Origin of the sequence: Dyadobacter bucti, assembly GCF_005869225.1 — a bacterium.
Lineage (GTDB): Bacteria > Bacteroidota > Bacteroidia > Cytophagales > Spirosomataceae > Dyadobacter > Dyadobacter bucti.
The window spans coordinates 1-25,201 of record NZ_SWFP01000009.1; the positions used below are offsets into that span (position 1 = coordinate 1).

The window sequence follows — 25,201 nt, forward strand, 5'->3', positions numbered from 1 at the left end:
CAACATTCTGGTTACTTCCTGCTTAAAATCAGCGTCATAACTCCTTCGGGTCTTGATCCCTTTGTGAACTCCCATTTCGCATCATGATGTGCAAAAATGTGTGCCGCTTTTCTGAGCCACCTCAACCAGCGCCAACTCCTATTGTACCCCGTCCCCGAAACTAAAACTGCATTGCTATTGGTTTAAGAAGTGACCACATTCTTAATTGTCTTATGCACATTGAACAGATATACACGGGATGCCTTGCCCAGGGTGCTTATTTTATTGTTTCCAACGGGGAGGCGGCTGTGATAGATCCTTTGCGTGAAGTAGAGCCTTACATACGAAAGGCTGAAAAATCAGGAGCAGGTATCAAATATGTTTTCGAGACCCATTTTCATGCGGATTTTGTCTCAGGACATATTGATCTTGCTGAAAAAACCGGGGCGGAAATCGTGTACGGACCCAATGCCAAAACTGGTTTCAAAGCACATATAGCGGAGGACGGGGAGGAATTTCTGCTGGGTAATGTGGTGATCAAAGCACTGCATACGCCGGGGCACACACTGGAATCGACCAGTTATCTGCTTCTTGACGAAAACAGAAAACCTGTTGCCTTGTTCAGCGGGGATACATTATTCATAGGTGATGTAGGGCGGCCGGACCTGGCCCAAAAAGGCGATATTACGATGGAAGACCTGGCAGGAATCCTTTTCGACAGTCTCCGGACTAAAATCATGACGTTGCCGGACGACGTTATTGTGTATCCGGCTCACGGTGCAGGTTCTGCCTGTGGTAAAAACATGAGCAAGGAAACTTACGACCTGCTGGGCAATCAGAAGAAATTCAATTATGCCCTGAGGTCAGATATGACGAAGGAAGAGTTTGTTGCGGAGGTTACGGCCGGTTTGCCCGAACCTCCGCAATATTTTCCTGAAAATGTAAAAATGAACCGGGAAGGATATGAATCTTTCGATGATGTGCTGGAACGCGGAGCACAGCCGTTTTCGGCGGAAGCGTTCGAGGCGAAGGCCAATAATACCGGAGCTCTGATCCTTGACACCCGCAGCGAGTCGGACTTTGCGAAAGGTTTTATTCCTAATTCGATCAACATTGGTATTGACGGCGGCTTTGCACCCTGGGTTGGGGCTTTGATACCCGATTTAAAACAAAATCTCCTGATCGTTACCGAACCGGGCCGGGAAGAAGAAGTGGTAACACGTCTTGCGAGGGTTGGCTACGATTATACCATCGGATATCTCAACGGAGGTTTTGAATCCTGGGAAAAAGCGGGAAAAGAAACGGATTCGGTCGTGTCGATTTCCGCCGAGGAGTTTGAGGAGCGTTTTGGAGCAGGCGAAATAGCGGTGATTGATGTCAGGAAGCCTGATGAATTTGAGTCAGGACATATAAAAGGTGCCAAAAACCTGCCTTTGGACTATATCAATGACCTGATGAAAGAATTTTCGAAAAACCAGTCGCTATATATTCATTGCGCGGGCGGCTATCGTTCCATGATCGCAGCCTCCATCCTCAAATCGAGAGGTTTTGATGATGTAATCAATATTGAAGGCGGTTTCGGAAAAGTGTCGAAAACGGAAGTGCCGGTTGTTTAGGCGCAAAAGGCGAACCCAATAGATTTTGATTTGTAATCCCTGAACTAATCAGGGGTTATTTTTTATTATATTAACCTATAATCTCTATATATTAATTGGGATAATGTTATGAATGTTTTTGAAATTATTCGCGGTCCGTGGCCGTGGTATGTCGCCGGACCGATCATTGGCCTGACAGTTCCGGCACTCCTGCTTTTGGGGAATAAATCCTTTGGTATTTCTTCCACGCTCCGGCACATGTGCGCGGCTGTGATCCCTGCTAATATTTCTTTTTTTAAATATAACTGGCGGAAAGAGGCGTGGAATTTATTTTTTGTAGCTGGAATTGCTTTGGGCGGTTTTATAGCTACTTTTTTCCTGGGCAATCCACATGAAATTGTCATTGCGCCTGAGACGCAAAACGCCCTCGCTCGATTGGGTATCTCCGATTTTTCGGGACTCATGCCGCAGGAGGTCTTTTCTGTATCTCATATTTTTTCTGCAAAAGGCGTTATTTTTCTCGTTTTTGGAGGATTTTTGGTTGGATTCGGAACGCGCTATGCTGGAGGCTGTACCTCCGGACACTCCATTATGGGGCTATCTAATCTCCAATGGCCGTCGCTGGTGGCAACGATCAGCTTTATGGTAGGCGGACTTGTTTCTACGCATTTTCTGCTACCGGTATTATTGGACTGGGTACGTTAGTGCCGGGTTTTAACAGAAAAATAATCGCAACAAATATGGATTTAGCAAACATTCAAAATAAACCACAGCTAGCGGGCGAAGAAGAGATTTTTGACGGAGCCAACCACCAGCGGCAATCCGAAGGTGTTGTGGCCAATCTCAAATATTTGATCGTGGGAGTACTTTTCGGGGTTGTTTTTGTAAAAGCAGAAATTGTCTCCTGGTTCCGTATCCAGGAAATGTTTCGGTTTGACTCATTTCACATGTATGGCGTGATCGGCTCGGCGGTGCTCGTTGGACTTATCTCTATCCAGCTGATCCGGAGATTCAAGATCCAAACGTTTCAGAAGGAAGACGTGGTGATTTCGCCAAAAACATTCGACAAAGGACAGATTTTCGGGGGGATTCTTTTCGGGGTAGGCTGGGCTATTACCGGGGCTTGTCCCGGGCCGCTTTTTGCACAGATCGGCAGCGGCTTTCTAGCTGTGGTCGTGACGTTATTGAGTGCTATTGGCGGAACCTGGACCTACGGATTGTTAAGATCCAGGCTCCCGCACTGATATTATTTTTTTCGCGCGACCAGATACAGCTGCTCATCGCCCAACACAAAAGGATCGGCTTCCAGGTTTCCAAAAGTCCCGGTAACCTGCAGACCGGCCGTTTGGAACATAAAACATATTTCCGCGAGGGTATAAATGTGCTGGCGCACGGTATGCGTCACTTTTTCGGTCCCACGAATAAAGGTCTGTTCAGCCTCGATAAACCCTCCTTCGGGGTGGTATTCGTTTTCGGCAAGGTAAATGATGTCCCCTTTTACCGGCATCCAGTTCCGGGCCTGGAAGTTGGGCAGGATACTTTCGGCAAGATTTTCAGTATGGATCGCAAATTGTCCTCCCGGGGCCAGCAGTTCGGCGATCCGGGAAATGAAACGCTGCATTTCGATGCGCGGAAAAAAACTGAAACTGTTTCCGAAACAATATGCGGCGTGAAATCGCTGTTCTGTAAAAGAGTAGTCAAGGATATCCGCACAGATTACATTGATCGGCAGCCTCTTTTTTTCGGTAATGTCCTGCAATTCGTCGCAATATTCAGTTGAAATGTCGACGCAGGTCAGGTTAATGCCTTCTTCCGCCAGTGGCACTGCATGGCGGCCATAGCCTGCAAGTACGTCCAGAACTTGACTTTCCGACGTTAATTCCAATACATCTCTCAGAAAATCAACTTCGTATTCGGTGAACTCTTCATCCTGATGCGCTTTCCACGCAACCTGAGGAAGCCCTTCAAAATAAGTATGGTACCAGGCCAAGGTCTATAATGGTTAATGTTCCGCAAAAGTATCTATAACTTACTTCCCGTTTCGCATTAATGTGCAGCCGCAGTTTTCCGGCAGCAGCTCGGCAGCTTATCGTGGGCTTTCTGATTGGCCACCTGCTCATCTGCATCATAACCAGTACCGATAATAGTCGCCTTGATCGCCTCGGGAGATGTCTTACCGGGATTATATTTGACCGTCACAACTTTATCTTTCAGATTGAGGTTTGACTCTTTCACACCTTTCGATAATCCGAGGTTACGCTCGATCCGGGCCTTGCACATTTCGCATATTGCCGAAGTTTTGATTTTAATTTCCTTGTCGCCGTCTGCAAAAGCAATGTTGACTCCAAAGAAAACTATGGTCAGAAATAATATGATTGTCTTTTTCATGATAATTGAAATGATAGTGGTCAGTTATTATTGGTGGTCATGTGCAGTGGAATCGGTATCCAGCAGCGCTATTTCCTCTAAATCCATTTTACAAACCGGACATTTGCCGGCCTGGGTGTAAGTTTTATCGCCTTCGCATTGCATCGGGCATGCATAGGTTTTTGCATTGGTCGCCTGTGTTGCGTCGGCGTTCGCTGTTTTTTCCGAACTTTCATTGGTCCCTGAGCAAGCTGCGGAAAAAAATACGATCAAAGCGAATAGTATCCTGTTCATAGTCTTTTAATTAAAAATATATTTTTGATTAATTCCCCACCTGGTCCAGTGCTTTGCGTGGGTGCGCGGTACTCTTTTTAAATTCACCCGGTGTCATGCCGGTTACTTTTTTAAACTGGTTACTTAAATGCGCCGTACTGCTGTATGACAGCCGCCAGGCCATTTCGCTCAATGTAAGTTCATTGTAGGAGAGCAATTCCTTTACTTTTTCAACTTTTTGAGCAATGATATATTGTTCGATCGTGTGCCCGGTTTCCGAGGAAAAAAGATTGCTCAAATACGAATATTCATAACCTATTTTTTCAGAAAGATAATCCGAAAAGTTCATCTGCACCGGCTTGTGGCCCTTGAAAAGCTGTACTTCCTCAATAATCAGGGTTTTGATATGCTCAACCAATGCCGACCGCTTGTCATCCAGCAGTTCAAAACCGCTGCTTTCCAGTACATCTTTTACGGTTTTTAATTTTTCGGGGTCAATTTCAGCCAGAGTTTCTACTTCGCCCAGTTCTACAAATTTAAGATCGACGCCCAGTTTTTCAAGCTCCTCACGGACGACCCGCTTGCAGCGGTCACACACCATGTTTTTTATCCGTAATATCATATTGATTTTGATTTTATCCGTCCCGGGCGATGCCACGGGCCTATGGTATTTGAGCCCGTTGCGCTCTGGTTGTTGGGTTTATTTTAGATTTTTTTTCTGCTTTTGTTCTTCTCCTTCGTCCCGGGCGATGCCGGGGGCCTAAGGTATTTGAGCCCGTTGCGCTCTGGTTGTTTGGTTTATCTTAGATTTTTTTTGCTTTTGTTGTTCTCCTTCGTCCCGGGCGATGTCGCGGGCCTAAGGTATTTGAGCCCGTTGGGCTCTAGTTGTTTGGTTTATTTTAGGTTTTTTTCTGCTTTTGTTGTTCTCCTTCGTCCCGGGCGATGCCGCGGGCCTAAGGTATTTGAGCCCGTTGCGCTCTGGTTGTTGGGTTTATTTTAGATTTTTTTTCTGCTTTTGTTCTTCTCCTTCGTCCCGGGCGATGCCGCGGGCCTAAGGTATTTGAGCCCGTTGGGCTCTTGTGGTTTGGTTTATTTTAGGTTTTTTTTTCTGCTTTTGTTCTTCTCCTTCGTCCCGGGCGATGCCGCGGGCCTAAGGTATTTGAGCCCGTTGGGCTCTTGTTGTTTGGTTTATTTTAGGGTTTTTTCTGCTTTTGTTCTTCTCCTTCGTTTCTCCTTTTCCTTCCTTTCTTCCCCTTCCTCCGTCTTCCCCTTCCTCCATCGTCCCTTTTCTCCTTTATTTTATAATCTTATAACGTATTCCCGCATAAATCATTCGGCCGGTAACGGGTCCCCAGGCCATTCCTGCGTCAAAGTTTTCCCCGAAAGGGTAGTTCGCATTCATGATCGGATCTTTCTGACGGAAATGGGTCAGGTTTTCGCCGCCGATATAAATGTCCCATTTAGGAAAGGTGCGCGTAACCTGGGCATTTAGATTGTAAAATGACGGAGACATGGTAGATTCCATCGTACTCGCCTCATGCTGGTGATCGGAAACCGGTCCCATGTACGGAATGCGTCGTTTTCCATTCCATTGTAAAGTCGCATCAAATTTCCATTTGTCGTAGGGAAGGGCATATCCCGCATTGAAAAGCACCCTGTCGCGGCTTACCATCATGCGCGGCAGCAGTACATTTTCATTGTTCATATCCCGTATTGTCTGCTTCACGTCAAATAGCCGGTAAGCCAGCTTTAATTCGAATCTTTTGAGGGGCGTCAAATTAGCCTCGGCCTGAAAGCTGTTGGCATAGGCTTTACCTTCCAGATTGTAAAATACAATGTAACGAGGATCTTCCATGTCGGCAATAAGCTGATTGTCAAAGTTGGTCCTGTAAAAGTCTACAATCAGATTTCCATCCATCTCGCCGAGCTTGAATTCCTGCGTAACACTTGCCCCGAAATTCCACGACACTTCCGGGCGGATCTGCTCCCGGAAAACAACACTTCTCGAACTGACCAGATTGCCATAATATTCGGCCAGCGGATTGGCTACCCTGAATCCTTTTCCGACCGAGGCACGAAGCGTGGTTTCGTCGGTAAGATTGTATTTCAGGTGCAACCTGGGTGTCCATTGCGTCCCGTACAGATTATGAAAATCGACCCTTCCACCGCCTACAAGCACAAATTTGTCGAGATGATTGTAGGTATACTCGAAAAATGCACCGGGCACCGACTCGTTTCTGGTCAGCGGCATGTCCCGGTAACGTTCTTTGTATTGATCAAGGAGATAGCTCAGCCCGGCTTTGTAAGTATGGTTGGTATTGCCGATGATCGATTGATAGATCAGGTTTCCGTACAAAGTTTCCTGCCGGCCATTGTAATTGGAACGTCCGAAATAGGATTTTGAATCATACAAAGAGGCATTAACTATTAGACCAAGGCCTTTGTAAGGTTTGTCGGGAAACAGCCGCGCGACCTTGGAAAAGAACTCGTAACGGTTTACTTTCGCTCCAAAACCGTAAACGGCATCGCTGCCTTTCATTTCGGATTTAAAATTTTTCTGACCTCCGAGCCTGTCTTCATACAATGCTTTTACGCCAAATTGCGCCATCACCTTTTCACTCTGGTATTTCCAGCGGTTGACCACATTATATTGCGTATAGAGCGGAAGATCCAGGAAACCATCCTTGTTCTGATCGATACGGCTTCGCAGTGCGCTTGCATGGGTTAGCAGGGCAGTACTCCATTTTTCATTCAGCTGATGTGCGAGGTTCAAGTTTGTTTCGGCCCGGCCAAAACTGTTTATATAAGTATTAAGATAAAGTTTCTCGCGGGTGTCCGGTTTCTGAAGTTCCACGTTGATCTGGCCGGTCATGGATTCGTAACCATTTACAACCGATCCTGCACCTTTTCCGATGTCGATGGATTGGATCCAGGTACCGGGCACAAAATTCAGCCCGAATGTAGAAGCAAGCCCCCGGATAGACGGGATGTTTTCAATGTTGGTCTGGATGTAAGTTCCGTTTAACCCCAGCATCTGGATCTGCTTTGCCCCGGTTACTGCATCGCTGTATGAAACTGACACAGACGCATTGGTTTCGAAGCTTTCGGAGAGGTTGCAGCAGGCAGCTTTGGCCAGTGCCCGGGTAGTGATAATTTCGGTCTGGTGTGGGGAGAGCCTGTCGATAGTGGTCGCGTTGCCCCGGACGGTCACTTCATTGAGTGTCTGATCGTTCTGAAGCACAACCTGTAACTCACTCTCGGCTCCGACTCTGACTGTATCGTTTCGAAAGCCGACAAAGCTGATCACCAGCAAGTTGGACTGGGTAATTCTGGGAATACTAAATTTTCCCGCGGTATCCGTTGATACGGCCTGGGACGTGCCAGACCAATAAACATTGGCACCGGTAATCGGTCTTAATGTTTTACTTTCAGCGAGTTGTTCGTTCACGGTGCCGGTAATACGCTGGGCTGAAACCGAGATAGCAATGAGGAACAGCATTCCTCCTACCAAATATTTTACCATCGTTATTTGAAATCATTGAATAAAAGAATTCCGACGCAAAAGGGAATTTAATCCATTTGTGCATTTAAAATACTGATAATCAAATCAATCAAATCAGGAAAGACTGGACGAAAAAGAGCATACTGCGCCCGTGAAAGAGCGAGGAGAAGGATATAATAACGTCAGAACGTTCCGATGAAGGTAAAATCCATTCCGCTTGAATAAACGAAAAGGATCTTACCGACCAGAGCATATCATCGGAAATGGCTTTTGATGCTTTTGCGAGATGCTGCGTAAGCGAAGAAAGGACGTCGAGCTTTTCGAATTTCTGGTTCTCCTTACAGCAGTCGGTTTTTTTAAAAAATACGCCTGTGGACTCTTTCAGTGCTTTGCTTTTCGCGCAGCATGATGAAACGACTTTCGTCTCGCAGGACCCGGATTTTTTTTCAGAAACAAGCTGCACCGACTTACCGCGCATCATACATTGATGCTCGATGAACGCAAACCCGGTGCTGCTCAGCAGGACCAGAAGCGCCATTACGATGGTAAGTGACTGATGTAGTTTGTTTTTCATTTTGATTACGGCTTTCGGCGGTCAGCTATCGGCTTTCGTTTTATCAAATTCTTATTCAAATATATTAATTATCAGGCTATTTCTTCTGCGGTATAGCCTGCCTTATTTACCAGTTCGGTCACTTCTCCGGCGGAATGATCTGTTTCAACTGTCAGAATCCTTTCTGGGCTCAGGAGGTCAACCTGCCATTTTTCGATATTGTCGTCAGCATTCAGGAACGGTGTCACAGTTGCGATACAGCCGCTGCATTTGATATTGGTTTTAAATTTCAGTGTTTCCATTTTCAAGTTTTTACTTCTATGCAAAGATCGCCATCAAATCCCGGCGGACTATTACAGAATTATGAATATGATTTACAGAGTTTTTGGTTTTGGGAAATTTTGGTTTTTTTTTCGAGCGGTCGCGTTACTTTTTTGAAAAGCCACGTCTTAATGTCAATTTTTCGGTAATCTCTTGTGATATCGTACATCATTTCATGGGGATATCTCAAAACTGGATTCGGTGATATTTGTTAACTATGGATATATTAAAAATGAAAATGATGCAGACATCGGTAAAAGGTACATACGAAAACGGGAGGCTGTTTCTGGAAGAACCTCTTCCAATTCCCTATGGAAAAGTAATCGTGACCGTGGTTGAAGATGCTGATATAGTTTCGTCTTCAGCAAATAAGCCAAAACGCAGATTTGGAAGCATGAAAGGAAGCGTTACACTGCCGGATGATTTCAACGAGCCGCTTGGGTAACCCTACAACCTCAGCCCCTTCAGCCGCAAACTATTCAAAACCACCGATACCGAGCTTAATGCCATAGCCCCGCCTGCGATCATGGGATCGAGCAGGAAGCCGTTGAACGGGTACAAGATCCCGGCTGCGACCGGAATGCCGATCACGTTGTAAATAAATGCCCAAAACAAGTTCTGCCGGATGGTAATAACCGTTTTTCTCGACAATTTCAGAGCTTTCGGCAGGGCTAGCAAGTCAGAGGTAATGAGCGTCATTTTTGCAACATCCATCGCAATATCCGATCCTTTTCCCATTGCAACGCTTACATCCGCCTGCGCCATTGCCTGGGAATCGTTGATGCCGTCTCCTACCATAGCCACAATCTTACCTTCGGACTGCAGTTTTTTGATAAACTGCATTTTATCATCAGGTTTCAGCTCTGCCCTATACTCCTGAATGCCCACTTCTTTGGCCACTGCTGCTGCGGTCTGGGCGTTGTCGCCTGTGAGCATAAACACTTCAATTCCCTGCTTTTGCAGCTTCGAAACGGCTTCCGCGGAGGTGACTTTCAACTGGTCTGCAATAGCGATCAGAGCGATGTGTTTTCCGCTGGCCGCCACGCCAATAACAGTCTTAGCCTGGTTCCGAAGATTCCGGGATTGATTTTTCAGCGTATCATCCAGGATTATACCTTCTTTTTCAAGGAAGGAAAATGTCCCGATCAGGTAAGTTTCAGCATTTACAGTTCCCCGTATACCGCTGCCCGTAACGGATTCAAATTGCTCAACGTCAATCTGCCGTAAACCCGATAATTCATTCACAACAGCCTGAGCCAAAGGGTGCTCGGAGCGGCTTTCCAATGCCTTGACGGCGGCTTTACGTGAGTCCTGGCTTTCAACTCCGCCAGCCCAGACCCAGTCGGTGACTTTTGGATGTCCTTCGGTAAGTGTACCTGTTTTGTCAAGGATCACGGTATCAACTTTATAAGCTTTTTCCAGGCTTTCGGCATCCCGGATCAGGATATTGTTTTCAGCTCCTTTGCCTACGCCTACCATCATGGCTGTGGGTGTTGCCAGGCCGAGCGCACAAGGACAGGCTATAACAAGCACAGAAACTGCTGCCAGCAAAGCATGGGTGATAGCGTTTTCCCCTCCCAAAAATATCCAGGCAACAAAAGTCAGGATTGCGATCCCGATCACGACTGGCACAAAAATACCCGCGATTTTATCCACCAGACGCTGAACCGGCGCCTTGCTTCCCTGCGCAGCTTGTACCGTTTTAATGATTTGAGCTAAAACTGTATTCTTCCCGACTTTCTCAGCAATGAAACTGAAACTTCCATTCTGATTGATCGTACCCGCAAATACCGGATCGCCCGCTTTTTTTTCGGCTGGGATAGGTTCACCGGTCATTAAGCTTTCATCTACAAAAGAACTTCCGCTAACTACTTTTCCGTCCACAGGGATTTTTTCACCGGAACGGATAACAATTTCATCTCCTGATCTTACTTCCTTGATGTTCATTTCTGCTTCAACGCCATCCCGGATTACCCGGACAGTTTTGGGCTGCAGTCCGATCAGTTTTTTCAGCGCATCCGAGGTATTTGATTTGGCACGTTCTTCCATGAGCTTGCCAAGAAGAATGAAGAAAATGATAACGGCAGCCGCCTCAAAATATACATGCGGATGCAGTCCCCTGGCATGCCAGAATTTAGGGAAAAATGTGTTGAAAGAGCTAAAAATGAACGCTACACCTGTGCTGAGCGCCACCAGCGTATCCATATTGGCTTTTCCATGCGTGGCCTGTTTCCAGGCGTTGATAAAAAAGTCTTTTCCAAAGAAAGCCAGCACCGGAAGGGTGAGCACCAGCATGATATAGTTGTAAAGGTTTGACTGATCCATGAAAAACATGCCGATGATCACAATAGGGACAGTCAGGATCCCGGTGCGGATCGTATTGGTTTTCAGCTCCTGATAATGTTCCTGCCTGATGTGGTCCTGTTCGGCAATGGCATCGTCCTGGTCTTCCTGAATAATCAGCCCGTAGCCGATTCCCTGTAAAACCTGGTCCAGTGCCGGAAGGTTGGTTGCTTTCGGATAATAATCTATATAAACCGATTGGTTGGCATAATTGACGCCAGCATCCGCCACGCCGGCTGTATGTTTCAGCATTGATTCAACGCTCACCGCACAGGCTGCACAAGACATGCCTGTTACCGGGACCGTAATTTTTTGTGTTGCTATTGTCGTTTCCATATTCGCTCACATTGATAATACAAAATTAACGGTATCGGAAACCGTCCGCATTACACAATTATGGCTGGAAGATACATCATTCACATTCGGGGACATATTCTCAGGCTAGCCTGGTGCCGTTGGGCACCGGAAAGTCCGGGGCCGGAAGAATAACCTCTCCATCCGGCAAAATGAAGCCGGTAGTGAGCACTTCCGACCTGAAATCAGCGATTTGTTTGGGCGGGAAATTCACCACGCATAAAACCTGTCTGCCGACCAGTTCCTCTTTGTTATAACGTTTGGTGATTTGGGCGGAACTTGGTTTGATACCTATTTCAGGGCCCAGATCGATCCAGAGTTTGAATGCAGGTTTTTTTGCTTTCGGGAAATCTTCTGCCCTTACAATGGTGCCTGCCCTTAAATCTACATTTTCAAAGTCTTGCCAGGTTATAGTGTTCATTTGCTCCATGAGGTATGGCACCAGGTATTGTTTATAAATTGGAAAAAACCATTAAAAAAGTACAGGATCTCACTTTGATCCATAAGTTGATCCATTTTCAATAATAAAAACTTCTCATGAAAAAGTTGATAGCGATGACACTCTTATTGCACACAGGTTTTACGGCTCTTGCTTTTCAGGATAAAACAGTTCCCTTTTATGTAGGTACGCAGGATAAAGGAGCGAACTCTTCGATATCTCTTTGCGAGCTTGATCTTTCCACCGGCCAAATAACCTTAAAAGACACGTTTAACAACTGTGTTGGGCCCGGTTATGTGGCCATTTCTCCTAATAAAAAGAACCTGTACGCGGTTTCCGGAGATAATAAAATCACAGCGTTTGCAATTGGCCAGGATCATAAGCTGGCTTATCTCAACAGTCAGTCGTCGGAAGGGATGAACCCTTGCCATGTCGCGGTTCACAGTTCGGGGAAAATGGCTTTTGCTGCCAACTATACGGGCGGAAGTTTTTCGGCCTATACCATACAAGCCGACGGAAAAGTGACGCCGCCGATCTATACGGAACAATATACGGGCACAGGCCCCAATACCAAACGTCAGGAAAAAGCGCATGCACATTTTGCCAGCTCCACGCCTGACGGGAAATATGTTTACGTGACTGATCTGGGGAGTGACAAAGTGATGAATTACGTGGCCGATATCAAATCCGGAAAACTGGTCGCTAATCCTGCGCAGCCGTTTTTTACAGGAAAACCAGGAGCCGGGCCGAGGCATTTGGTAGTGCATCCGTCGGGTAAATCATTATTCCTGCTGAACGAACTGGATGGTACCGTGACCTCCTGCTCTGTGGATAAAAAGGGCGTGATCACCGCAATCGGGACCTATGCCAATGTGCCGGCTGATTTCACAACCCCAAATACCAATGCTGCTATTCACCTGCATCCCAACGGAAAGTTTGTTTACGTTTCCAACCGTGGGCATAATTCCATTACAGCGTATAAGATCAAGGCAAATGGTGAGCTGGAAATGACTGACCAGCAAACCAGATCCATTTCCACGCCCCGCGACTTCAATTTTGACCCTACCGGGAAATTGATGATTGTAGCGAACCAGACAACCGATAATCTGGTGGTTTACGACGTAGATGCAGTTACCGGTAAACTGACTTTCAAGCATGAAAGCATTGGGATCAAAACACCGATCTGCGTCGCTTTTTACTGACCGCGGATCACATTTTCCGGGCTATTTTGGTCTGATAATAGTTAAGAAAATCATCGAGCTGCTCCACGGGCATTTTACGCGCGATGATTTTTTTATCCTTATCCAAAATATAGATTGTTGGAGTTGTTACCACATCGAATTTTTTGAGAAAATCAATTTCCTGCAATGCATCAAACCCGTTGATCAGTTCTTCCAGGTGGTAAGTTTTGATAAACGAAGCCCATTCTTCCTTGTTATGCTCCGTTGAAATGGCCATTACCTTGATGCCTTTCGCTTTGTTTTTATCATAAAAAGCTTTCAGTACCGGCGATGCTTCCTTGCAGTGGCCGCAGGTAGGCGCATAGAAGAAAAGTACCGTATAATTGGCTGCAATAGACTGCACGCTCACTTTCTTTCCGGCAGGGTCTACGAGCGACAAGGCCGGGAAAGTTTTGTTGACCAGCAAGTCTTTCATGGTGTTCACCTTATCAGCTATACGTTTTTTCACATCCTCTGAAACGCCCATTTCTCCGGACAGGTAATATTTGTTTGCCATGTGCACCCAAACCGCCTCCGTACCTACCGTTTTTGGGTTTTCATATTGATTGGTGATATAAAATACCACTACGTTTTTAACGTCCTTATTAGTAGCTCTTCTCGCCAGCATATCCGCATCCCGGATCAGTGAATCAGGTGTTTGTACAACCAACGATTTAATATAACGTTCGAGTCGGGGTTCCAGAAAAGGTGTATTGAGAATCCTGGAATCTGAAAAATCGTAGTAATCCCAGTAATGTGATTTGTAGTAGTTAAAAACCCACGCAGAATCCGTTTTGCCGTTGGGCAGCTTCGGCGCAGCCGGGATTTCCGGGTCACTCGACATGTTCAGGAGCTGCGCAGTAAAGGTTTTTGGGTTTTCGTTCAGGAACTTCTGGCGGTATACCTTAAAGTTGTCCTGCAGCGTCTTTACTTTGGCCGGTGTGTCTGCGTTTTTGTTTTTATTCAATGCCTGAATTTCCTGAGAGACGGATTTAAGCCGCTTTTGATAGGTATAAAACAATTCGTTTTCGGGTGAACCGGTCACTTTCATTTTTCCGATCACATCTGTCGAATCGGTTTCAAAAGAAAAATTGGTCTCTTTTCCGGAGTAAACAAGCTCTACAAGACTTTTGTTGCCTCCTATAATAATGACGTATAATCCGCCCGGCAGGTCTGTTTTTCCTTCAAATAGCACTTTGCCTTCTGAGTCGGCCTTTGCCGTATCCTTGGGTACAAACAGCGTGTGGTTCCGGTTGTAATGGCCCAGCACCAGCGATGAATCTTTGATGCCTTTAATTGTAGCTTCAATGCGGTAACCCTGGGCTGAGCTGCCTGAAAAAAACACGACGGCTAAAAGAAAAGCGAAGAGCGCATTGCGGGTATAATAGTTCATGGAGAAAGCGGCCGTTTGTTTATGAATTCTTTATTTAATTATTTCACCTTTATCAGAGCCCAAAATTAAACTCAAAACGACAACTTCTATCAGCTTCTTATCCAAATGTTCTATTTTCTCTCCAAAGCAATAGATTTCCTTATCATGCCCCTCAGCATTATTTTTCTGCTGATGCTGTACGGTCTGGCAACAAAAAATAACAAGAAAAGAAAGCTGATGCTGCTGCTTACCTGTGTTTCCATGCTGCTGCTTTCCAATACCTGGCTGGTTAACAAAGTATTTAACTGGTGGGAGCCGCGGCCGGTCAATATCAGCGCCCTTGACGGTACTTACGACGTGGGTATTTTGCTCTCCGGCGGGTTGATAGGTGCCAATATGCCCAGTGAGGACCATGCAGTTCTCGGTTCACATGGCGACCGGGTACTTCAGACTTTTTTACTTTACAAAGCGGGCAAAATAAAAAAGGTGCTCATCACAGGTACGAGCTCCAAGCCGATGATGGAGGCCGGCCAGGGAGAAACCCGCCGTGCCGCCGCCTTAATGGTCCAATGGGGAGTGCCTGCGCAGGATATTATTTTTGAAGAAAATGCGCGAAATACGCGGGAGAATGCGCTTTTTTCGGCAAAAATATTAAATCAAAAATTTCCTGGCGGGCGTTACCTGCTGATTACGTCGGCATACCATATGCCCAGGTCAGCCGGGTGTTTTGCAAAAGTGGGTGTTAAAACGGATCAATTCCCGGCCGACTACTATGGAAGTTATTATTCCGTGGCTTTTAAAAATGCCCTTGTTCCCGATCCCAACGCCCTCGCATATTTCAGCTTTTTATGGCACGAATGGGTGGGTTACATCATGTACAAACTGGTGGGTTATTCGTAAGGTCAGACACTCAGTATCTTCACCATCCTCAGCAAATCTTCATTAATTGGTTTGGGAAGCCTGATTGTATCTTCAAAAGGGGTATAAACCAGGTCATTGTTGATAATCCCTGCCATTACATTCTTTTGTCCTCCGATCAACCCTTCCAGTGCGCCAAGCCCCAGACGGCTGGCCAGGATACGGTCGTATGCAGATGGCTGACCGCCGCGTTGAATATGCCCAAGCGTAGTAACCCTGATGTCCGCGTTTTCATCCACCTGACCTTTGATCTTATCCGCTACTTCCTGGGCGCTGCCTTCTTCGTCACCTTCTGCAACGATGATGATGGAAGACGACTTGGAACGGCTCCAGCCTTGTTTCAATGTTTCCACCACATGTGAAATGGGCGTCAGTACTTCGGGTACCATTACAAGTTCAGCTCCGCCCGCAATACCGCATTGCACGGCAATGTAACCGGAGTCGCGGCCCATTACTTCAATAAAAAAAATACGATCGTGGGAGCTGGCCGTATCACGGATACGGTCGATAGCATCGAGCGCCGTGTTTACTGCCGTATCAAAACCGATGGTATAGTCTGTACCGTACAAGTCATTGTCAATGGTTCCCGGCGCGCCCACTGTGGGTATGCCGTATTCATTGCCAAATATCATCGCACCTGTGAAAGTACCGTTTCCACCGATCGCCACAAGGCCTTCAATGCCGAGCGACTGTAAATTTTCATGCGCCTTTTTGCGTCCTTCCGGAGTCATGAATTCTTTACTCCTTGCAGATTTGAGGATCGTTCCTCCCCGCTGTACTATATTGCTTACCGAGTGTGATTCCATCTTGTAAACATCTCCGGCAATCATCCCGCTATATCCTCTTCTTATACCATAAACCTCAATGCCGTGATATACCGCTCCACGGACAACGGCCCGGATACAGGCGTTCATCCCCGGCGCATCTCCTCCTGAGGTAAATACTCCAATTCTTTTCATCTAAATTTCGGGTTACTTCTAATCAATCTCTAATTGGGTGCTTTGAAACCTTCAAGGCACAATTTCTGCAAATTTATCCGGTATTTTCTTAAAATATATGACCTGTTTCTTAATTATATTAAAAAAAAGCCGGGCGAAGATTCAAATTTAAGACCTCAAACATATATCATTACTTATATATTTGCGACGGTTAATAATTATTTAATATGAATTCCGGTGCAATTATCTAAACTGTTGCTGATGGAAAAGTCATATTTGTGAAAAATTCCTGTCATCAGTGCAAACCGAGAAAACGACTGGTTTAGCTTAATGTTATTAAAATGAAAAATCTGATTTCCTGGCAGCGTATCTGGCCGCATCTGGTAGCTGTAATTGGTTTCATGGCTTTGTCGGTCATGTATGTTTCTCCGGTTTTACAAGGCAAGAAACTGAATATGGGTGACGATCTGCAGGCCAGGGGGGCTGCGCGCGAGGTAATCGATTACCATAAAAAAACAGGAGAGTGGTCCAGCTGGACGAACGGGATGTTTGCAGGAATGCCCGCCTACCTGGTAGCTACCGACTATCCTACCAGTATACCTACCAAGCTTGGGCAGGGAATCAATAAACTTTTACCGGAACCTGCCAATTACCTTTTAATTGGTCTGGTAAGTGCCTACGTGCTTTTTCTGGTTTTGGGGACAGGCATCGGGTTGGCCGCATTGGGAGCAATAGCCTTTGCTTTTGCCTCATTTAATCTGATCAGTCTTGAAGCAGGCCATGTTTCAAAGGTGATTGCGATCATGTATTCGCCGGGAGTGCTGGCGGGTGTCCTGCTTGCTTTCCGTAAAAACTGGCTGGCGGGATCGGCACTCACCGCATTGTTTCTTTCGCTCGAACTTTATGCAAATCACATTCAGATCACCTACTACCTTGGAATAGGAATCATTGTTCTGGTGGCGATTGAGAGCTTTTTACTGATAAAAAAAGGGGACATCAAACAGCTCACCTTCATTATAGCCGGGCTTGTGCTGGCAGCAGTTGTTTCCGTCGGAACACATACCACCCGTTTATGGAACGCCTATGACTACAGCAAAGAAACCATACGCGGCAAGCCTGAACTTACTGCTTTGAAATCCGCCGGAACAGCTCCGAAACAGGATGGGCTTGATCCGGGATATGCGTTTGAATATAGCTATGGAATCGGGGAAACGCTGACGTTGCTGATCCCGAACGCTTACGGCGGTGCGTCTAGCGGTGGTTTCTCGCCTTCTTCTGAAACTTTCAAGGTTTTGGCGAGCCGCGTATCAGATCCGGCTGCATTGCAGAACGTTGCGCGGATGATACCGTCATACTGGGGTGACCAGCCCATCCTGGGTGGTCCGGTTTATGCCGGGGCGATGGTGTTTTTTCTTTTCGTTCTCGGACTTTTGATTGTAAAAGGACCGCTGAAAAACTGGGCCGTCGGGATCATTATCCTGTATGTGATATGGGCCTGGGGTAAAAACTTCGCGCCGGTCAATGATCTTTTCTTCTATTATTTCCCAATGTTCAACAAGTTCAGGGCTATGACAATGGTGCTTGCGCTGGTGCAGCTGCTGATGGTTTTCGTGGCGATTTTAGCTTTGCAAACATTGGTTCAGCGGAAAATAACCTGGAAAGCTTTTCAGCGTCCGTTCCTGATCACATTGGGTATAACAGGTGGAATTACATTACTGATGGCTTTGATGCCCGGCGTTTTCTTCAGCTTCCAATCGGCTAACGACCAGAATTTCGTTGCGAATTTTACGCAGATGTCGGGGGATAAAAATTTCGCCCAGCAGATATTTGATGCGGTATTGACAGACCGCCAGGGGATGATGAAGGCCGATGCCATGCGTAGCCTTGTTTTTGTTCTGCTCACCGCGGGCCTCGTCTGGTTATGGATGAAAGATATGATCAAACCTTTCATTTTTTACCCAGCATTCATTCTGATCATGATTTTTGACCAGTTTGGTGTGAGTAAGCGATACCTGAACAATGACGATTTCGTAAGCAACTACGCGGCACAGGCCGTAACCACTCCTTCGCCTGCCGATGAGCAGATTTTAAGGGATACCGATCCAGATTTTAAAGTCCTCGATGCTTCAACCTCTCCGTTTCAAAGTGCAACTGCATCTTATTTTCACAAATCGCTGGGGGGATATCATGCTGCCAAGCTGCGTCGTTACCAGGAATTATTTGAACGCCAGATTGCCAAGCAGAATGCCAATCCGGGCATTCTCAATATGCTCAATACCAAATACATTATTTCGGCTGATGAGCAGGGCAACAAAGTAGCTCAGGCCAATCCGGGTGCATTAGGGCACGCATGGTTTGTTGAAAAATATAAAATTGTCCCCAATGCAGATGCCGAAATGAGTGCGCTCGATTCTCTGAATCCACGTGTTGAAGCGGTTCTTGATCAGCGTTTTGCGGATAAGCTGACCGGCTTGACGCTACTGCCGGATTCTTCCGCCAAAATCAGTCTGATCAGTTATGCGCCCAATGCACTGGTGTATGAAAGTGATGCTAAAAATGAAGGGCTGGCTGTTTTTGCAGAAATATATTACAATGTCCGGGACGAATGGAAAGTTACCATCGATGACAAACCTGTCGATCTGCTGCGGGCCAATTATGTGCTCCGGGCTTTACGTGTACCTGCCGGAAAGCATACCATCAAGTTCAGTTTTGAGCCCGTGTCGGTAAGTGCAGGCAGCAAAGTGGACCTGATCAGCTCATTGCTGCTGGTCGCGTTGATTATTGGTGCGTTGGTAGTGGAAGCGAGAAAACAAAATGCCTGATATCCAAGCCACCGGCAAATACCTGATTATCATCGGAATTTTGGTGGTTGTTGCCGGTGGCCTGGTTTATTTTTTCGGTGACAAGCTGCACTGGCTCGGCAGGCTGCCTGGCGATATCCGTATCGAAAGGGATAATTTTCGTTTTTTCTTCCCGATTACAACCATGTTGCTGCTGAGCGGCGTGTTGAACCTTGTTATCTGGTTGGTCCGCAGGTTTTTAACCTAGAAGATAATGTTGGTGATCAAACATTATCTGGCAGAAGTAGAAAATCATTCATCTTTTTAGTAACTATGAGATAGAATTTTAGGCATTACTTAACACACACTATTTCATGGAGTATTTTGAAGAACTGGTCAGGTTCCTCGCGCAGTCGGGTACCGGCGATCTGAAAACCGCACATTTTAAGGATGAATACGCAGGCCTCAAAGTCAAAGTAAGTTTTGGCAAAGGAAATCCTGCAAGAGTTACCTGGATATCTTTCCTGGCAGGAGGTCAGCAGATCAGCAACGGTATATATCCGTTTTATCTTTACTACAAAAAGCAAAACATCCTCATTCTGGCATATGGCGTCAGTGAAACGATATCGCCGGAAATCAGCTGGAAAATAACGTACCCTGAGAAAATTGGTGCCTATTTTAAACAGCACAATATCGGAAAGCCGGCGCGTTACGGAGATTCCTTTGTGTTCAAAGTATACGAAGACCCTCAAAATCTGAGCCGGATAGAAGTCGAAAAAGATCTTCAGGATATCCTCAAAATTTATCGTCAGACATTAAATCAAACCTCGGGGCGGGATGACGTTACCGCTCCGGAATTTATTTACACCGACTTTCAGGATAAAATCGCTGCCTGTAATCTTCATATAAGTGCTCAAATCACACTCCGTTTCATTGCCTCGCTTCTGAGTAAGCCTTTTGTGATCCTGACAGGGCTTTCAGGGTCGGGAAAGACCAAGTTGGCACAGGCATTTTCGGGCTGGATTTGCGGTGGCCGTGATCAGATTTGTGTCGTGGCCGTCGGTGCGGACTGGACCAACCGCGAGCCATTGCTGGGCTATCCCAACGCATTGGAGCCTGGAAAATACGTCAGGCCCGAAAGTGGCGTGCTCGATCTGATATTACGTGCCATGAACAATCCGGACAAGCCCTATTTCCTGATCCTGGATGAAATGAACCTTAGCCATGTAGAGCGTTATTTTGCGGATTTTCTGAGTGCTATGGAATCAGGAGAGGAAATTTTGTTGCATCCGGAACTTAACGGTACCGAGGATAACATTCCTTCCAGGATCAGTTTACCCAAAAACTTGTTTATAATCGGTACGGTTAATATCGATGAGACCACCTATATGTTCAGCCCCAAAGTACTGGACAGGGCCAACGTGATCGAGTTCAGGATTACGTTACCTGAGATGGAGGGGTTTCTGGAATTTGAGGCTGCGCCGGACCTGGAAAACATACATGCAGGGGGAGCTGAGATGGGGGCGCATTTTATCCATATTTCCAGGGATAAAAATTTCAAGTTGAAACATAAGGAGCAAATTACGGCTGTTCTTCTCAGCTTTTTTAAAGAGTTGCAACCCGCTGGTGCGGAATTCGGATACAGGAGCGCATCGGAAATTTTGAGGTTTGCATCTATGGTTAACCGGATCGAACCCAGCTGGACTGCTCATGAAATTATAGACGCGGCGCTGATGCAGAAGCTGTTGCCTAAGGTATATGGCTCCCGGAGAAAGCTGGAACCGGTTTTAAGGGCGATCGCCAGGCATTGTGTAAAGGATAGTGAAAAAATTGACGATTATTTTAATTCGAAAAAAGAGTTGTCTGAACTGGGTCCCATATATTTTCCCGTCACTTTGGAAAAACTCGGCAGAATGTACAGAGGGTTAATAGACAATGGTTTCACGAGTTATGCCGAAGCCTGATGTTTATCAATGAAATAAATATCAGGATTCCCGTGGCCAATGAGCTGGTAAGCCTGAAGATTATCGGTCTGGAAAATGCGTATGAAACACTTTTTGAAATCAATGAACTGGAAGCTTTCGAGAATGCGGAAGCACGGATACAGCTGCTGGAAGGGCACTTTTACGAATATATTATTTCGGATCATTATGCTTTGGAAGCTTCGGAAGTTGTCAATCCTTCCAGGATAAATGCCTCCTCGGGCAGGCTGGCCCCCAACATCTATACAGGCACGTTAGCGATTGATATCCTGAATCCTGCGAAGGGAAAATGTGCAACCATCAAGCTGGAAGTCAGATCGAAAAAGGCAAGTTACCGTCACGATTACAGGTTTATGCTGGAAGGGATCACTGAGAAGTGTACCGATTTACTATTGGAGCACAGCTCGCCGGTGACACATCATTTCACGCCTGATTTTAAACAGGATTCGAGGACCATGTATCAGCGGTTTTCTTTTATCCGGTCTATCCTCGAATCGGAGGAGTTTGGTAACGCCGTACAGAAGATCGTCGCCAACCCTGTTACAGCCTGGGCAAGGACGGAGGGGACGAAGGATATCAGGAACCTTAAAAAAATGGGTAGTAAGGTGGGCAGGCAAATTGCGGGATCGGGAAACAGGATATTTTTGCCGGATGCACATTTACAAAAGAACAGGCTGAAATCAGTTCCCGTCCGGATCTACGTTGATGCCAAAAAGCAGTCGCCCGACACTGCGGAGAACAGATTTGTAAAACATGTCTTGCAAACTTTCTGTGCCTTTATCGGCGATTTCCGGCAGCGGGCACGGAAGGGAAGCAGGCTTTATGATGAGGCAGTGCTGCTGGAAACTCGGCTCGATCTGATGCTGGGGCATGCCATGTTCAGGGATGTTGAAAAACCCGTGGTGCTGGCATTGAACAGTCCGGTGCTGCAGCGAAAACCAGGTTATAAAGAAGTTCTTAAAGTATGGCTGATGTTTGACCTTGCTGCACGGCTGATCTGGCGGGGCGGGGATGATGTGTATGAAGCGGGCAAAAAGGATGTGGCTGCGCTATATGAGTACTGGCTGTTTTTTCAGTTACTCGAACTCGTCAGAAAGGTTTTTTCGATAGAGCCCGCGAGTATTGACAACCTCATCAAACCCACGCGCGACGGCCTTGGGCTGCAGTTGAAGCAGGGAAAACATATCGCAGTTAATGGAGTTTTTGACGGGGATTCGCGGAAGTTGAATGTGGAGTTCAGTTTTAACAGATCGTTTTCGGGGAAGAATGATTATCCGCAAGCTGGCAGCTGGACAACCGGCATGCGCCCGGACTATACGCTTTCGATCTGGCCCGCAGGTGTAAGCCAGATGCAGGCCGAAACCGATGAGCTGATCGTTCATATTCATTTTGATGCCAAATACAAGATCGAAACCGTAGCGGCGATTTTTGGGGAAGAAACTAAAACGATCGATTCAGCAGACGTGACGGCACAGAGCCCGGATTACCGGCATGATGATCTTTTGAAAATGCATTCCTATAAAGACGCTATCCGGAGAACTGCCGGAGCTTATGTTTTATATCCCGGCAGTGCGGAAAAGCCTTATAAGTGGAAAGGGTTCCATGAGCTTATACCTGGGCTGGGTGCCTTTGCGGTGCGGCCGTCGCGGGTGAATAGCGGCGTGGAAGACTTGAGAAGCTTTCTGGACGATGTTATCCGGCACTTTCTCAACCGCGCCTCGCAACGGGAAAAGGTGGCTTTCAGGAATTATGACATTTATAATTCCCCCCAGACAGATGAAGTCAGGGAAGTACTGCCTGAGACTTTCGGTGAAAACAGGGACCTGATCCCGGATGATACTTTCGTATTGGTAGGGTTTTACAAAAATGAAAAACAGCTGGCCTGGATCAGGCGCAACGAGCTTTACAATTTCAGAACGGGGACAGACAGCGGTTCATTGTCGCTTGGGGCCAGGGAGGTAAATGCCAGGTATCTGCTTCTTCACGGGCCGGGGGAAAAGGTTACCGGGAAGCTTTTTAAAATGAAAGAAACCGGTCCCAGGATTTTCTCAAAGCAGGACCTGATCAGGAAGAAGTATCCTTCCCCGAAAGGTGATTTGTACATCGTTTACCGTATCGATCTCGAAGTTGATCCCGAGTTCAGGACCCAGCGCTGGGATATATCGAAGCTGTCGCAATACAAAACGAACCGGGCTTCCGGGATTCCGTTTTCAGTGAGTTTGACGGAGCTGATGAAGGTGTTGGTGAAGGAATAGGATAAAAGAAGTTTTGCAGGTTACTGTTTTAAACTTAAATTTCACAATCCAGCAATTCCGATCCATTCAAACCCGTAACCAATGAAAAACCGCTTTGCTTTTTGTCTTTTTCTTTGCCTTTTCAGTCTGCATACTTTTTCCCAGACGAAGCTTTCCATCGTTTTTGTTGGTAACAGCATTACGCAGGGAAAAGGGGGCCCGAATGGGTTTCCGCCCCCTACCCACGCAGTTAATTTTCTGAAGGAACAAAAGGGGATTGAAGACGTATCCTTCGCTAATGTCGGGCGCAGCGGTTCCACAACCGTAGACTGGCTTCCTGAAACGGGTAAACTGTTTCCACTGGCCACGAAAGCTGCTGATAGTTTGTACCTGCTAAAGGATCACCAACTTATTTTTTCTATCAAACTGGGTACCAACGACAGTGCGATGGAGGGCCCGAATGGTGCGCCGGTTTCGAAAGAAGGGTATAGAAAAAACATGCAGACGATTGTTTCGGAGCTTCTTAATAAATACCCCGGCAGCAAGGTAGTGATCCATCATCCGATCTGGTACAGTACCAACACCTATAACAGGTCCAAATATCTCGCGGAAGGTTTGGAGCGGCTGCAATCGTATATTCCTGAGCTTGACGGCATGATTTCGGATTATAAAAAATCGGAGCCGGGACGTGTTTTTAAAGGTGATACCAAAGCATTCAAATACTTCAAAAAACATCATCTAAAATATTTCAAACCCGAAAACGGCCAGCAAGGGGTATTTTACCTGCATCCCAATGAAGAGGGCGTAGTGGTTTTGGGGAAATACTGGGGGAAAGCGATCGGGAAGATGAAGTTTTGAATTTTTTAAATACATGCGGGAGACAGACTCACCATATAAGCTCATATGCTGTGCTTCTCCCGCCCGCACCGTCTTTTTTCAAAATTCCTTTTTCGATCAGATCCTGGATATCTCTTCCAGCAGTATCCTGCGAGCACTTTGCGATTTTGGCCCATTTGGACGTGGTTAGCTTTCCAAAAAAGCCTTCCTGCATTTTGGTGACCAATAGTCGTTGTCTTTCATTTAATGGGACAGTCGCATTTTTATCCCAGAAAGCAACACGTTGCAATATCGAATTAAGCGTTTCATTTGTAACGTTTAAAGCATCTTTAAGGCAGGAAAGAAACCATTCGAGCCAGTCCGTAATGTCCAGCGTTCCCTTTTGTGTTTTCTCCAATACGGTGTAATATTCGTTCCGGCGCTGTCTTATCTGCGCCGACATGCTGTAAAATCGTTGTGAATTTGCCTCTGCCCTGGCCAGCTGCATGTCTGCAATCGTTCTGGCAATACGGCCATTTCCGTCGTCGAAAGGGTGAATAGTTACAAACCAAAAATGTGCTATTGCTGATTTAAGAACCGGATCGATATCGATATCACTATTAAACCAGAGTAGAAATTGATCCATTTCCTGATCCAGGCGTGCAGCTTCTGGTGCTTCAAAATGGACGGTTTCTTTACCTATCGGTCCGGATACAACCTGCATCGGGCCCTTTTCATTGTCACGCCAGTTACCGGTGATGATCTGGTACATGCCGCTTCTGCCGGAAGGAAACAAAGACGCTTGCCAGCCCAATAGCCGGTCTTTCGTTAGTTCCTGATTATAATTTTGAATTGCGTCCAGTGTCATCTCAACCACACCGTCAACATGGCGATCCGAAGGCACCAGTCCGGCGACATCCAGGCCCAATCGCCTTGCTACCGAGGAGCGAACCTGATCTGTATTCAATACTTCTCCTTCGATCTCATTGGATTTGGTGATATCCTGAGTAATAGTATGAAGAACAGTTTCTGTTTTTTCCGAAAAGCCGAGAGAATCCATTCTACCGGAAATTTTTCCCTGCTCATACCTTACCTCACCCAATACACAGGCCAGTTTGTTGTCGTTCCAAACGAAGTCGGGCCAGTTTTTTCGCTGATGGATGTACAAAGGCATAACGTCTTTTTGCGGTGAATATACAAATTATTCTCCGCAAA

At 46.3% G+C, this 25,201-nt stretch carries 23 protein-coding genes; 11 read left to right on the forward strand and 12 right to left on the reverse strand.

The features are described from left to right. The first annotated feature begins 212 nt into the window (after nt 1-212). The 3 genes from FBF61_RS25725 (at nt 213) to FBF61_RS25735 (ending at nt 2,818) form a co-directional block, all read left to right on the forward strand. On the forward strand, nt 213-1,595 hold the full coding sequence (locus tag FBF61_RS25725) for an MBL fold metallo-hydrolase (protein WP_138482802.1): 1,383 nt from the start codon (nt 213-215) through the stop codon (nt 1,593-1,595). A 108-nt stretch (nt 1,596-1,703) separates the two neighbouring features. Further along, nucleotides 1,704-2,279 carry a YeeE/YedE family protein gene (locus FBF61_RS25730; protein WP_138482804.1) on the forward strand — a complete coding sequence of 192 codons (576 nt, stop codon included), beginning with the start codon at nt 1,704-1,706 and terminating at the stop codon, nt 2,277-2,279. Nucleotides 2,280-2,314: 35 nt separating this feature from the next. Then, nucleotides 2,315-2,818, forward strand: coding sequence for a DUF6691 family protein (locus FBF61_RS25735; RefSeq protein ID WP_138482806.1), 504 nt, complete (start codon nt 2,315-2,317; stop codon nt 2,816-2,818). A gap of 2 nt (nt 2,819-2,820) precedes the next feature. On the opposite strand, the gene FBF61_RS25740 is transcribed toward FBF61_RS25735, so the two are convergent. The 7 genes from FBF61_RS25740 to FBF61_RS25770 form a co-directional block, all read right to left on the reverse strand. Then, nucleotides 2,821-3,564 carry a class I SAM-dependent methyltransferase gene (locus FBF61_RS25740; RefSeq protein ID WP_138482808.1) on the reverse strand — a complete coding sequence of 248 codons (744 nt, stop codon included), beginning with the start codon at nt 3,562-3,564 and terminating at the stop codon, nt 2,821-2,823. Between the two features lie 56 nt (nt 3,565-3,620). Continuing rightward, a complete protein-coding gene (locus FBF61_RS25745; RefSeq protein WP_138482810.1) occupies nt 3,621-3,962 on the reverse strand; it encodes a heavy-metal-associated domain-containing protein in 342 nt (113 codons plus the stop codon). 27 nt (nt 3,963-3,989) lie between these two features. Next, a complete protein-coding gene (locus FBF61_RS25750) occupies nt 3,990-4,235 on the reverse strand; it encodes a heavy metal-binding domain-containing protein (protein WP_138482812.1) in 246 nt (81 codons plus the stop codon). A gap of 28 nt (nt 4,236-4,263) precedes the next feature. Further along, on the reverse strand, nt 4,264-4,836 hold the full coding sequence (locus FBF61_RS25755; RefSeq protein WP_138482814.1) for a helix-turn-helix domain-containing protein: 573 nt from the start codon (nt 4,834-4,836) through the stop codon (nt 4,264-4,266). Nucleotides 4,837-5,508: 672 nt separating this feature from the next. Further along, complete coding sequence (locus tag FBF61_RS25760; protein ID WP_229215223.1) at nt 5,509-7,713, reverse strand: TonB-dependent receptor; 2,205 nt, start codon at nt 7,711-7,713, stop codon at nt 5,509-5,511. Nucleotides 7,714-7,825: 112 nt separating this feature from the next. Next, the gene (locus FBF61_RS25765) at nt 7,826-8,290 is read right to left on the reverse strand and encodes an HYC_CC_PP family protein (protein WP_138482819.1); all 465 of its coding nucleotides are present in this window, start codon (nt 8,288-8,290) and stop codon (nt 7,826-7,828) included. Nucleotides 8,291-8,361: 71 nt separating this feature from the next. Then, complete coding sequence (locus FBF61_RS25770; RefSeq protein WP_138482821.1) at nt 8,362-8,571, reverse strand: heavy-metal-associated domain-containing protein; 210 nt, start codon at nt 8,569-8,571, stop codon at nt 8,362-8,364. Between the two features lie 236 nt (nt 8,572-8,807). Here FBF61_RS25770 and FBF61_RS25775 point away from each other — a divergent pair, with 236 nt between their 5' ends. Beyond that, the gene (locus FBF61_RS25775) at nt 8,808-9,035 is read left to right on the forward strand and encodes a DUF2281 domain-containing protein (protein ID WP_229215224.1); all 228 of its coding nucleotides are present in this window, start codon (nt 8,808-8,810) and stop codon (nt 9,033-9,035) included. A 2-nt stretch (nt 9,036-9,037) separates the two neighbouring features. Here the strand turns inward: FBF61_RS25775 and FBF61_RS25780 are convergent, their stop codons facing one another. Both FBF61_RS25780 and FBF61_RS25785 read right to left on the reverse strand, forming a co-directional pair. Then, the gene (locus FBF61_RS25780; protein ID WP_138482824.1) at nt 9,038-11,269 is read right to left on the reverse strand and encodes a heavy metal translocating P-type ATPase; all 2,232 of its coding nucleotides are present in this window, start codon (nt 11,267-11,269) and stop codon (nt 9,038-9,040) included. A gap of 100 nt (nt 11,270-11,369) precedes the next feature. Further along, entirely contained in the window at nt 11,370-11,708 is a 339-nt protein-coding gene (locus tag FBF61_RS25785) for a tRNA-binding protein (protein WP_138482826.1), read from the reverse strand. A 116-nt stretch (nt 11,709-11,824) separates the two neighbouring features. Between FBF61_RS25785 and FBF61_RS25790 the strand changes: the two genes are divergently transcribed. Then, entirely contained in the window at nt 11,825-12,928 is a 1,104-nt protein-coding gene (locus tag FBF61_RS25790) for a lactonase family protein (protein ID WP_138482829.1), read from the forward strand. 7 nt (nt 12,929-12,935) lie between these two features. On the opposite strand, the gene FBF61_RS25795 is transcribed toward FBF61_RS25790, so the two are convergent. Continuing rightward, entirely contained in the window at nt 12,936-14,339 is a 1,404-nt protein-coding gene (locus FBF61_RS25795) for a TlpA family protein disulfide reductase (protein WP_138482831.1), read from the reverse strand. A gap of 105 nt (nt 14,340-14,444) precedes the next feature. Between FBF61_RS25795 and FBF61_RS25800 the strand changes: the two genes are divergently transcribed. Further along, nucleotides 14,445-15,218 carry a YdcF family protein gene (locus FBF61_RS25800; RefSeq protein ID WP_138482833.1) on the forward strand — a complete coding sequence of 258 codons (774 nt, stop codon included), beginning with the start codon at nt 14,445-14,447 and terminating at the stop codon, nt 15,216-15,218. A gap of 2 nt (nt 15,219-15,220) precedes the next feature. Here the strand turns inward: FBF61_RS25800 and pfkA are convergent, their stop codons facing one another. Beyond that, nucleotides 15,221-16,195 (reverse strand): 6-phosphofructokinase, encoded by a 975-nt coding sequence (gene pfkA, locus FBF61_RS25805; RefSeq protein WP_138482835.1) that lies wholly within the window; start codon nt 16,193-16,195, stop codon nt 15,221-15,223. A 320-nt stretch (nt 16,196-16,515) separates the two neighbouring features. Between pfkA and FBF61_RS25810 the strand changes: the two genes are divergently transcribed. The 5 genes from FBF61_RS25810 (at nt 16,516) to FBF61_RS25830 (ending at nt 24,028) form a co-directional block, all read left to right on the forward strand. After that, entirely contained in the window at nt 16,516-18,996 is a 2,481-nt protein-coding gene (locus FBF61_RS25810) for a YfhO family protein (protein ID WP_138482837.1), read from the forward strand. Continuing rightward, entirely contained in the window at nt 18,989-19,222 is a 234-nt protein-coding gene (locus tag FBF61_RS25815) for a DUF2905 domain-containing protein (RefSeq protein WP_205748318.1), read from the forward strand. Before FBF61_RS25810 ends, FBF61_RS25815 begins: the two co-directional genes overlap by 8 nt. Before the next feature lie 106 nt (nt 19,223-19,328). Beyond that, nucleotides 19,329-20,918 (forward strand): DUF8727 domain-containing protein, encoded by a 1,590-nt coding sequence (locus FBF61_RS25820; RefSeq protein WP_138482839.1) that lies wholly within the window; start codon nt 19,329-19,331, stop codon nt 20,916-20,918. Then, nucleotides 20,918-23,191: a DUF2357 domain-containing protein gene (locus tag FBF61_RS25825; RefSeq protein ID WP_138482841.1), complete on the forward strand. Its 2,274-nt coding sequence runs from the start codon at nt 20,918-20,920 to the stop codon at nt 23,189-23,191. The genes FBF61_RS25820 and FBF61_RS25825 overlap by 1 nt, the downstream gene beginning before the upstream one ends. A gap of 81 nt (nt 23,192-23,272) precedes the next feature. After that, a complete protein-coding gene (locus FBF61_RS25830; RefSeq protein WP_138482843.1) occupies nt 23,273-24,028 on the forward strand; it encodes a GDSL-type esterase/lipase family protein in 756 nt (251 codons plus the stop codon). A 28-nt stretch (nt 24,029-24,056) separates the two neighbouring features. Here the strand turns inward: FBF61_RS25830 and FBF61_RS25835 are convergent, their stop codons facing one another. Next, nucleotides 24,057-25,160 (reverse strand): Fic family protein, encoded by a 1,104-nt coding sequence (locus FBF61_RS25835; RefSeq protein ID WP_138482845.1) that lies wholly within the window; start codon nt 25,158-25,160, stop codon nt 24,057-24,059. Nucleotides 25,161-25,201: the final 41 nt, after the last annotated feature.

Bases quoted from the DNA above. Each gene is read 5' to 3' on its own strand.
- FBF61_RS25725 (WP_138482802.1), top strand. From the start codon at position 213: ATGCACATTGAACAGATATACACGGGATGCCTTGCCCAGGGTGCTTAT.
- FBF61_RS25730 (WP_138482804.1), top strand. From the start codon at position 1,704: ATGAATGTTTTTGAAATTATTCGCGGTCCGTGGCCGTGGTATGTCGCC.
- FBF61_RS25735 (WP_138482806.1), top strand. From the start codon at position 2,315: ATGGATTTAGCAAACATTCAAAATAAACCACAGCTAGCGGGCGAAGAA.
- FBF61_RS25745 (WP_138482810.1), bottom strand. From the start codon at position 3,962: ATGAAAAAGACAATCATATTATTTCTGACCATAGTTTTCTTTGGAGTC.
- FBF61_RS25750 (WP_138482812.1), bottom strand. From the start codon at position 4,235: ATGAACAGGATACTATTCGCTTTGATCGTATTTTTTTCCGCAGCTTGC.
- FBF61_RS25755 (WP_138482814.1), bottom strand. From the start codon at position 4,836: ATGATATTACGGATAAAAAACATGGTGTGTGACCGCTGCAAGCGGGTC.
- FBF61_RS25760 (WP_229215223.1), bottom strand. From the start codon at position 7,713: ATGCTGTTCCTCATTGCTATCTCGGTTTCAGCCCAGCGTATTACCGGC.
- FBF61_RS25765 (WP_138482819.1), bottom strand. From the start codon at position 8,290: ATGAAAAACAAACTACATCAGTCACTTACCATCGTAATGGCGCTTCTG.
- FBF61_RS25770 (WP_138482821.1), bottom strand. From the start codon at position 8,571: ATGGAAACACTGAAATTTAAAACCAATATCAAATGCAGCGGCTGTATC.
- FBF61_RS25775 (WP_229215224.1), top strand. From the start codon at position 8,808: ATGGATATATTAAAAATGAAAATGATGCAGACATCGGTAAAAGGTACA.
- FBF61_RS25780 (WP_138482824.1), bottom strand. From the start codon at position 11,269: ATGGAAACGACAATAGCAACACAAAAAATTACGGTCCCGGTAACAGGC.
- FBF61_RS25785 (WP_138482826.1), bottom strand. From the start codon at position 11,708: ATGAACACTATAACCTGGCAAGACTTTGAAAATGTAGATTTAAGGGCA.
- FBF61_RS25790 (WP_138482829.1), top strand. From the start codon at position 11,825: ATGAAAAAGTTGATAGCGATGACACTCTTATTGCACACAGGTTTTACG.
- FBF61_RS25795 (WP_138482831.1), bottom strand. From the start codon at position 14,339: ATGAACTATTATACCCGCAATGCGCTCTTCGCTTTTCTTTTAGCCGTC.
- FBF61_RS25800 (WP_138482833.1), top strand. From the start codon at position 14,445: ATGTTCTATTTTCTCTCCAAAGCAATAGATTTCCTTATCATGCCCCTC.
- pfkA (WP_138482835.1), bottom strand. From the start codon at position 16,195: ATGAAAAGAATTGGAGTATTTACCTCAGGAGGAGATGCGCCGGGGATG.
- FBF61_RS25810 (WP_138482837.1), top strand. From the start codon at position 16,516: ATGAAAAATCTGATTTCCTGGCAGCGTATCTGGCCGCATCTGGTAGCT.
- FBF61_RS25815 (WP_205748318.1), top strand. From the start codon at position 18,989: ATGCCTGATATCCAAGCCACCGGCAAATACCTGATTATCATCGGAATT.
- FBF61_RS25820 (WP_138482839.1), top strand. From the start codon at position 19,329: ATGGAGTATTTTGAAGAACTGGTCAGGTTCCTCGCGCAGTCGGGTACC.
- FBF61_RS25825 (WP_138482841.1), top strand. From the start codon at position 20,918: ATGTTTATCAATGAAATAAATATCAGGATTCCCGTGGCCAATGAGCTG.
- FBF61_RS25830 (WP_138482843.1), top strand. From the start codon at position 23,273: ATGAAAAACCGCTTTGCTTTTTGTCTTTTTCTTTGCCTTTTCAGTCTG.
- FBF61_RS25835 (WP_138482845.1), bottom strand. From the start codon at position 25,160: ATGCCTTTGTACATCCATCAGCGAAAAAACTGGCCCGACTTCGTTTGG.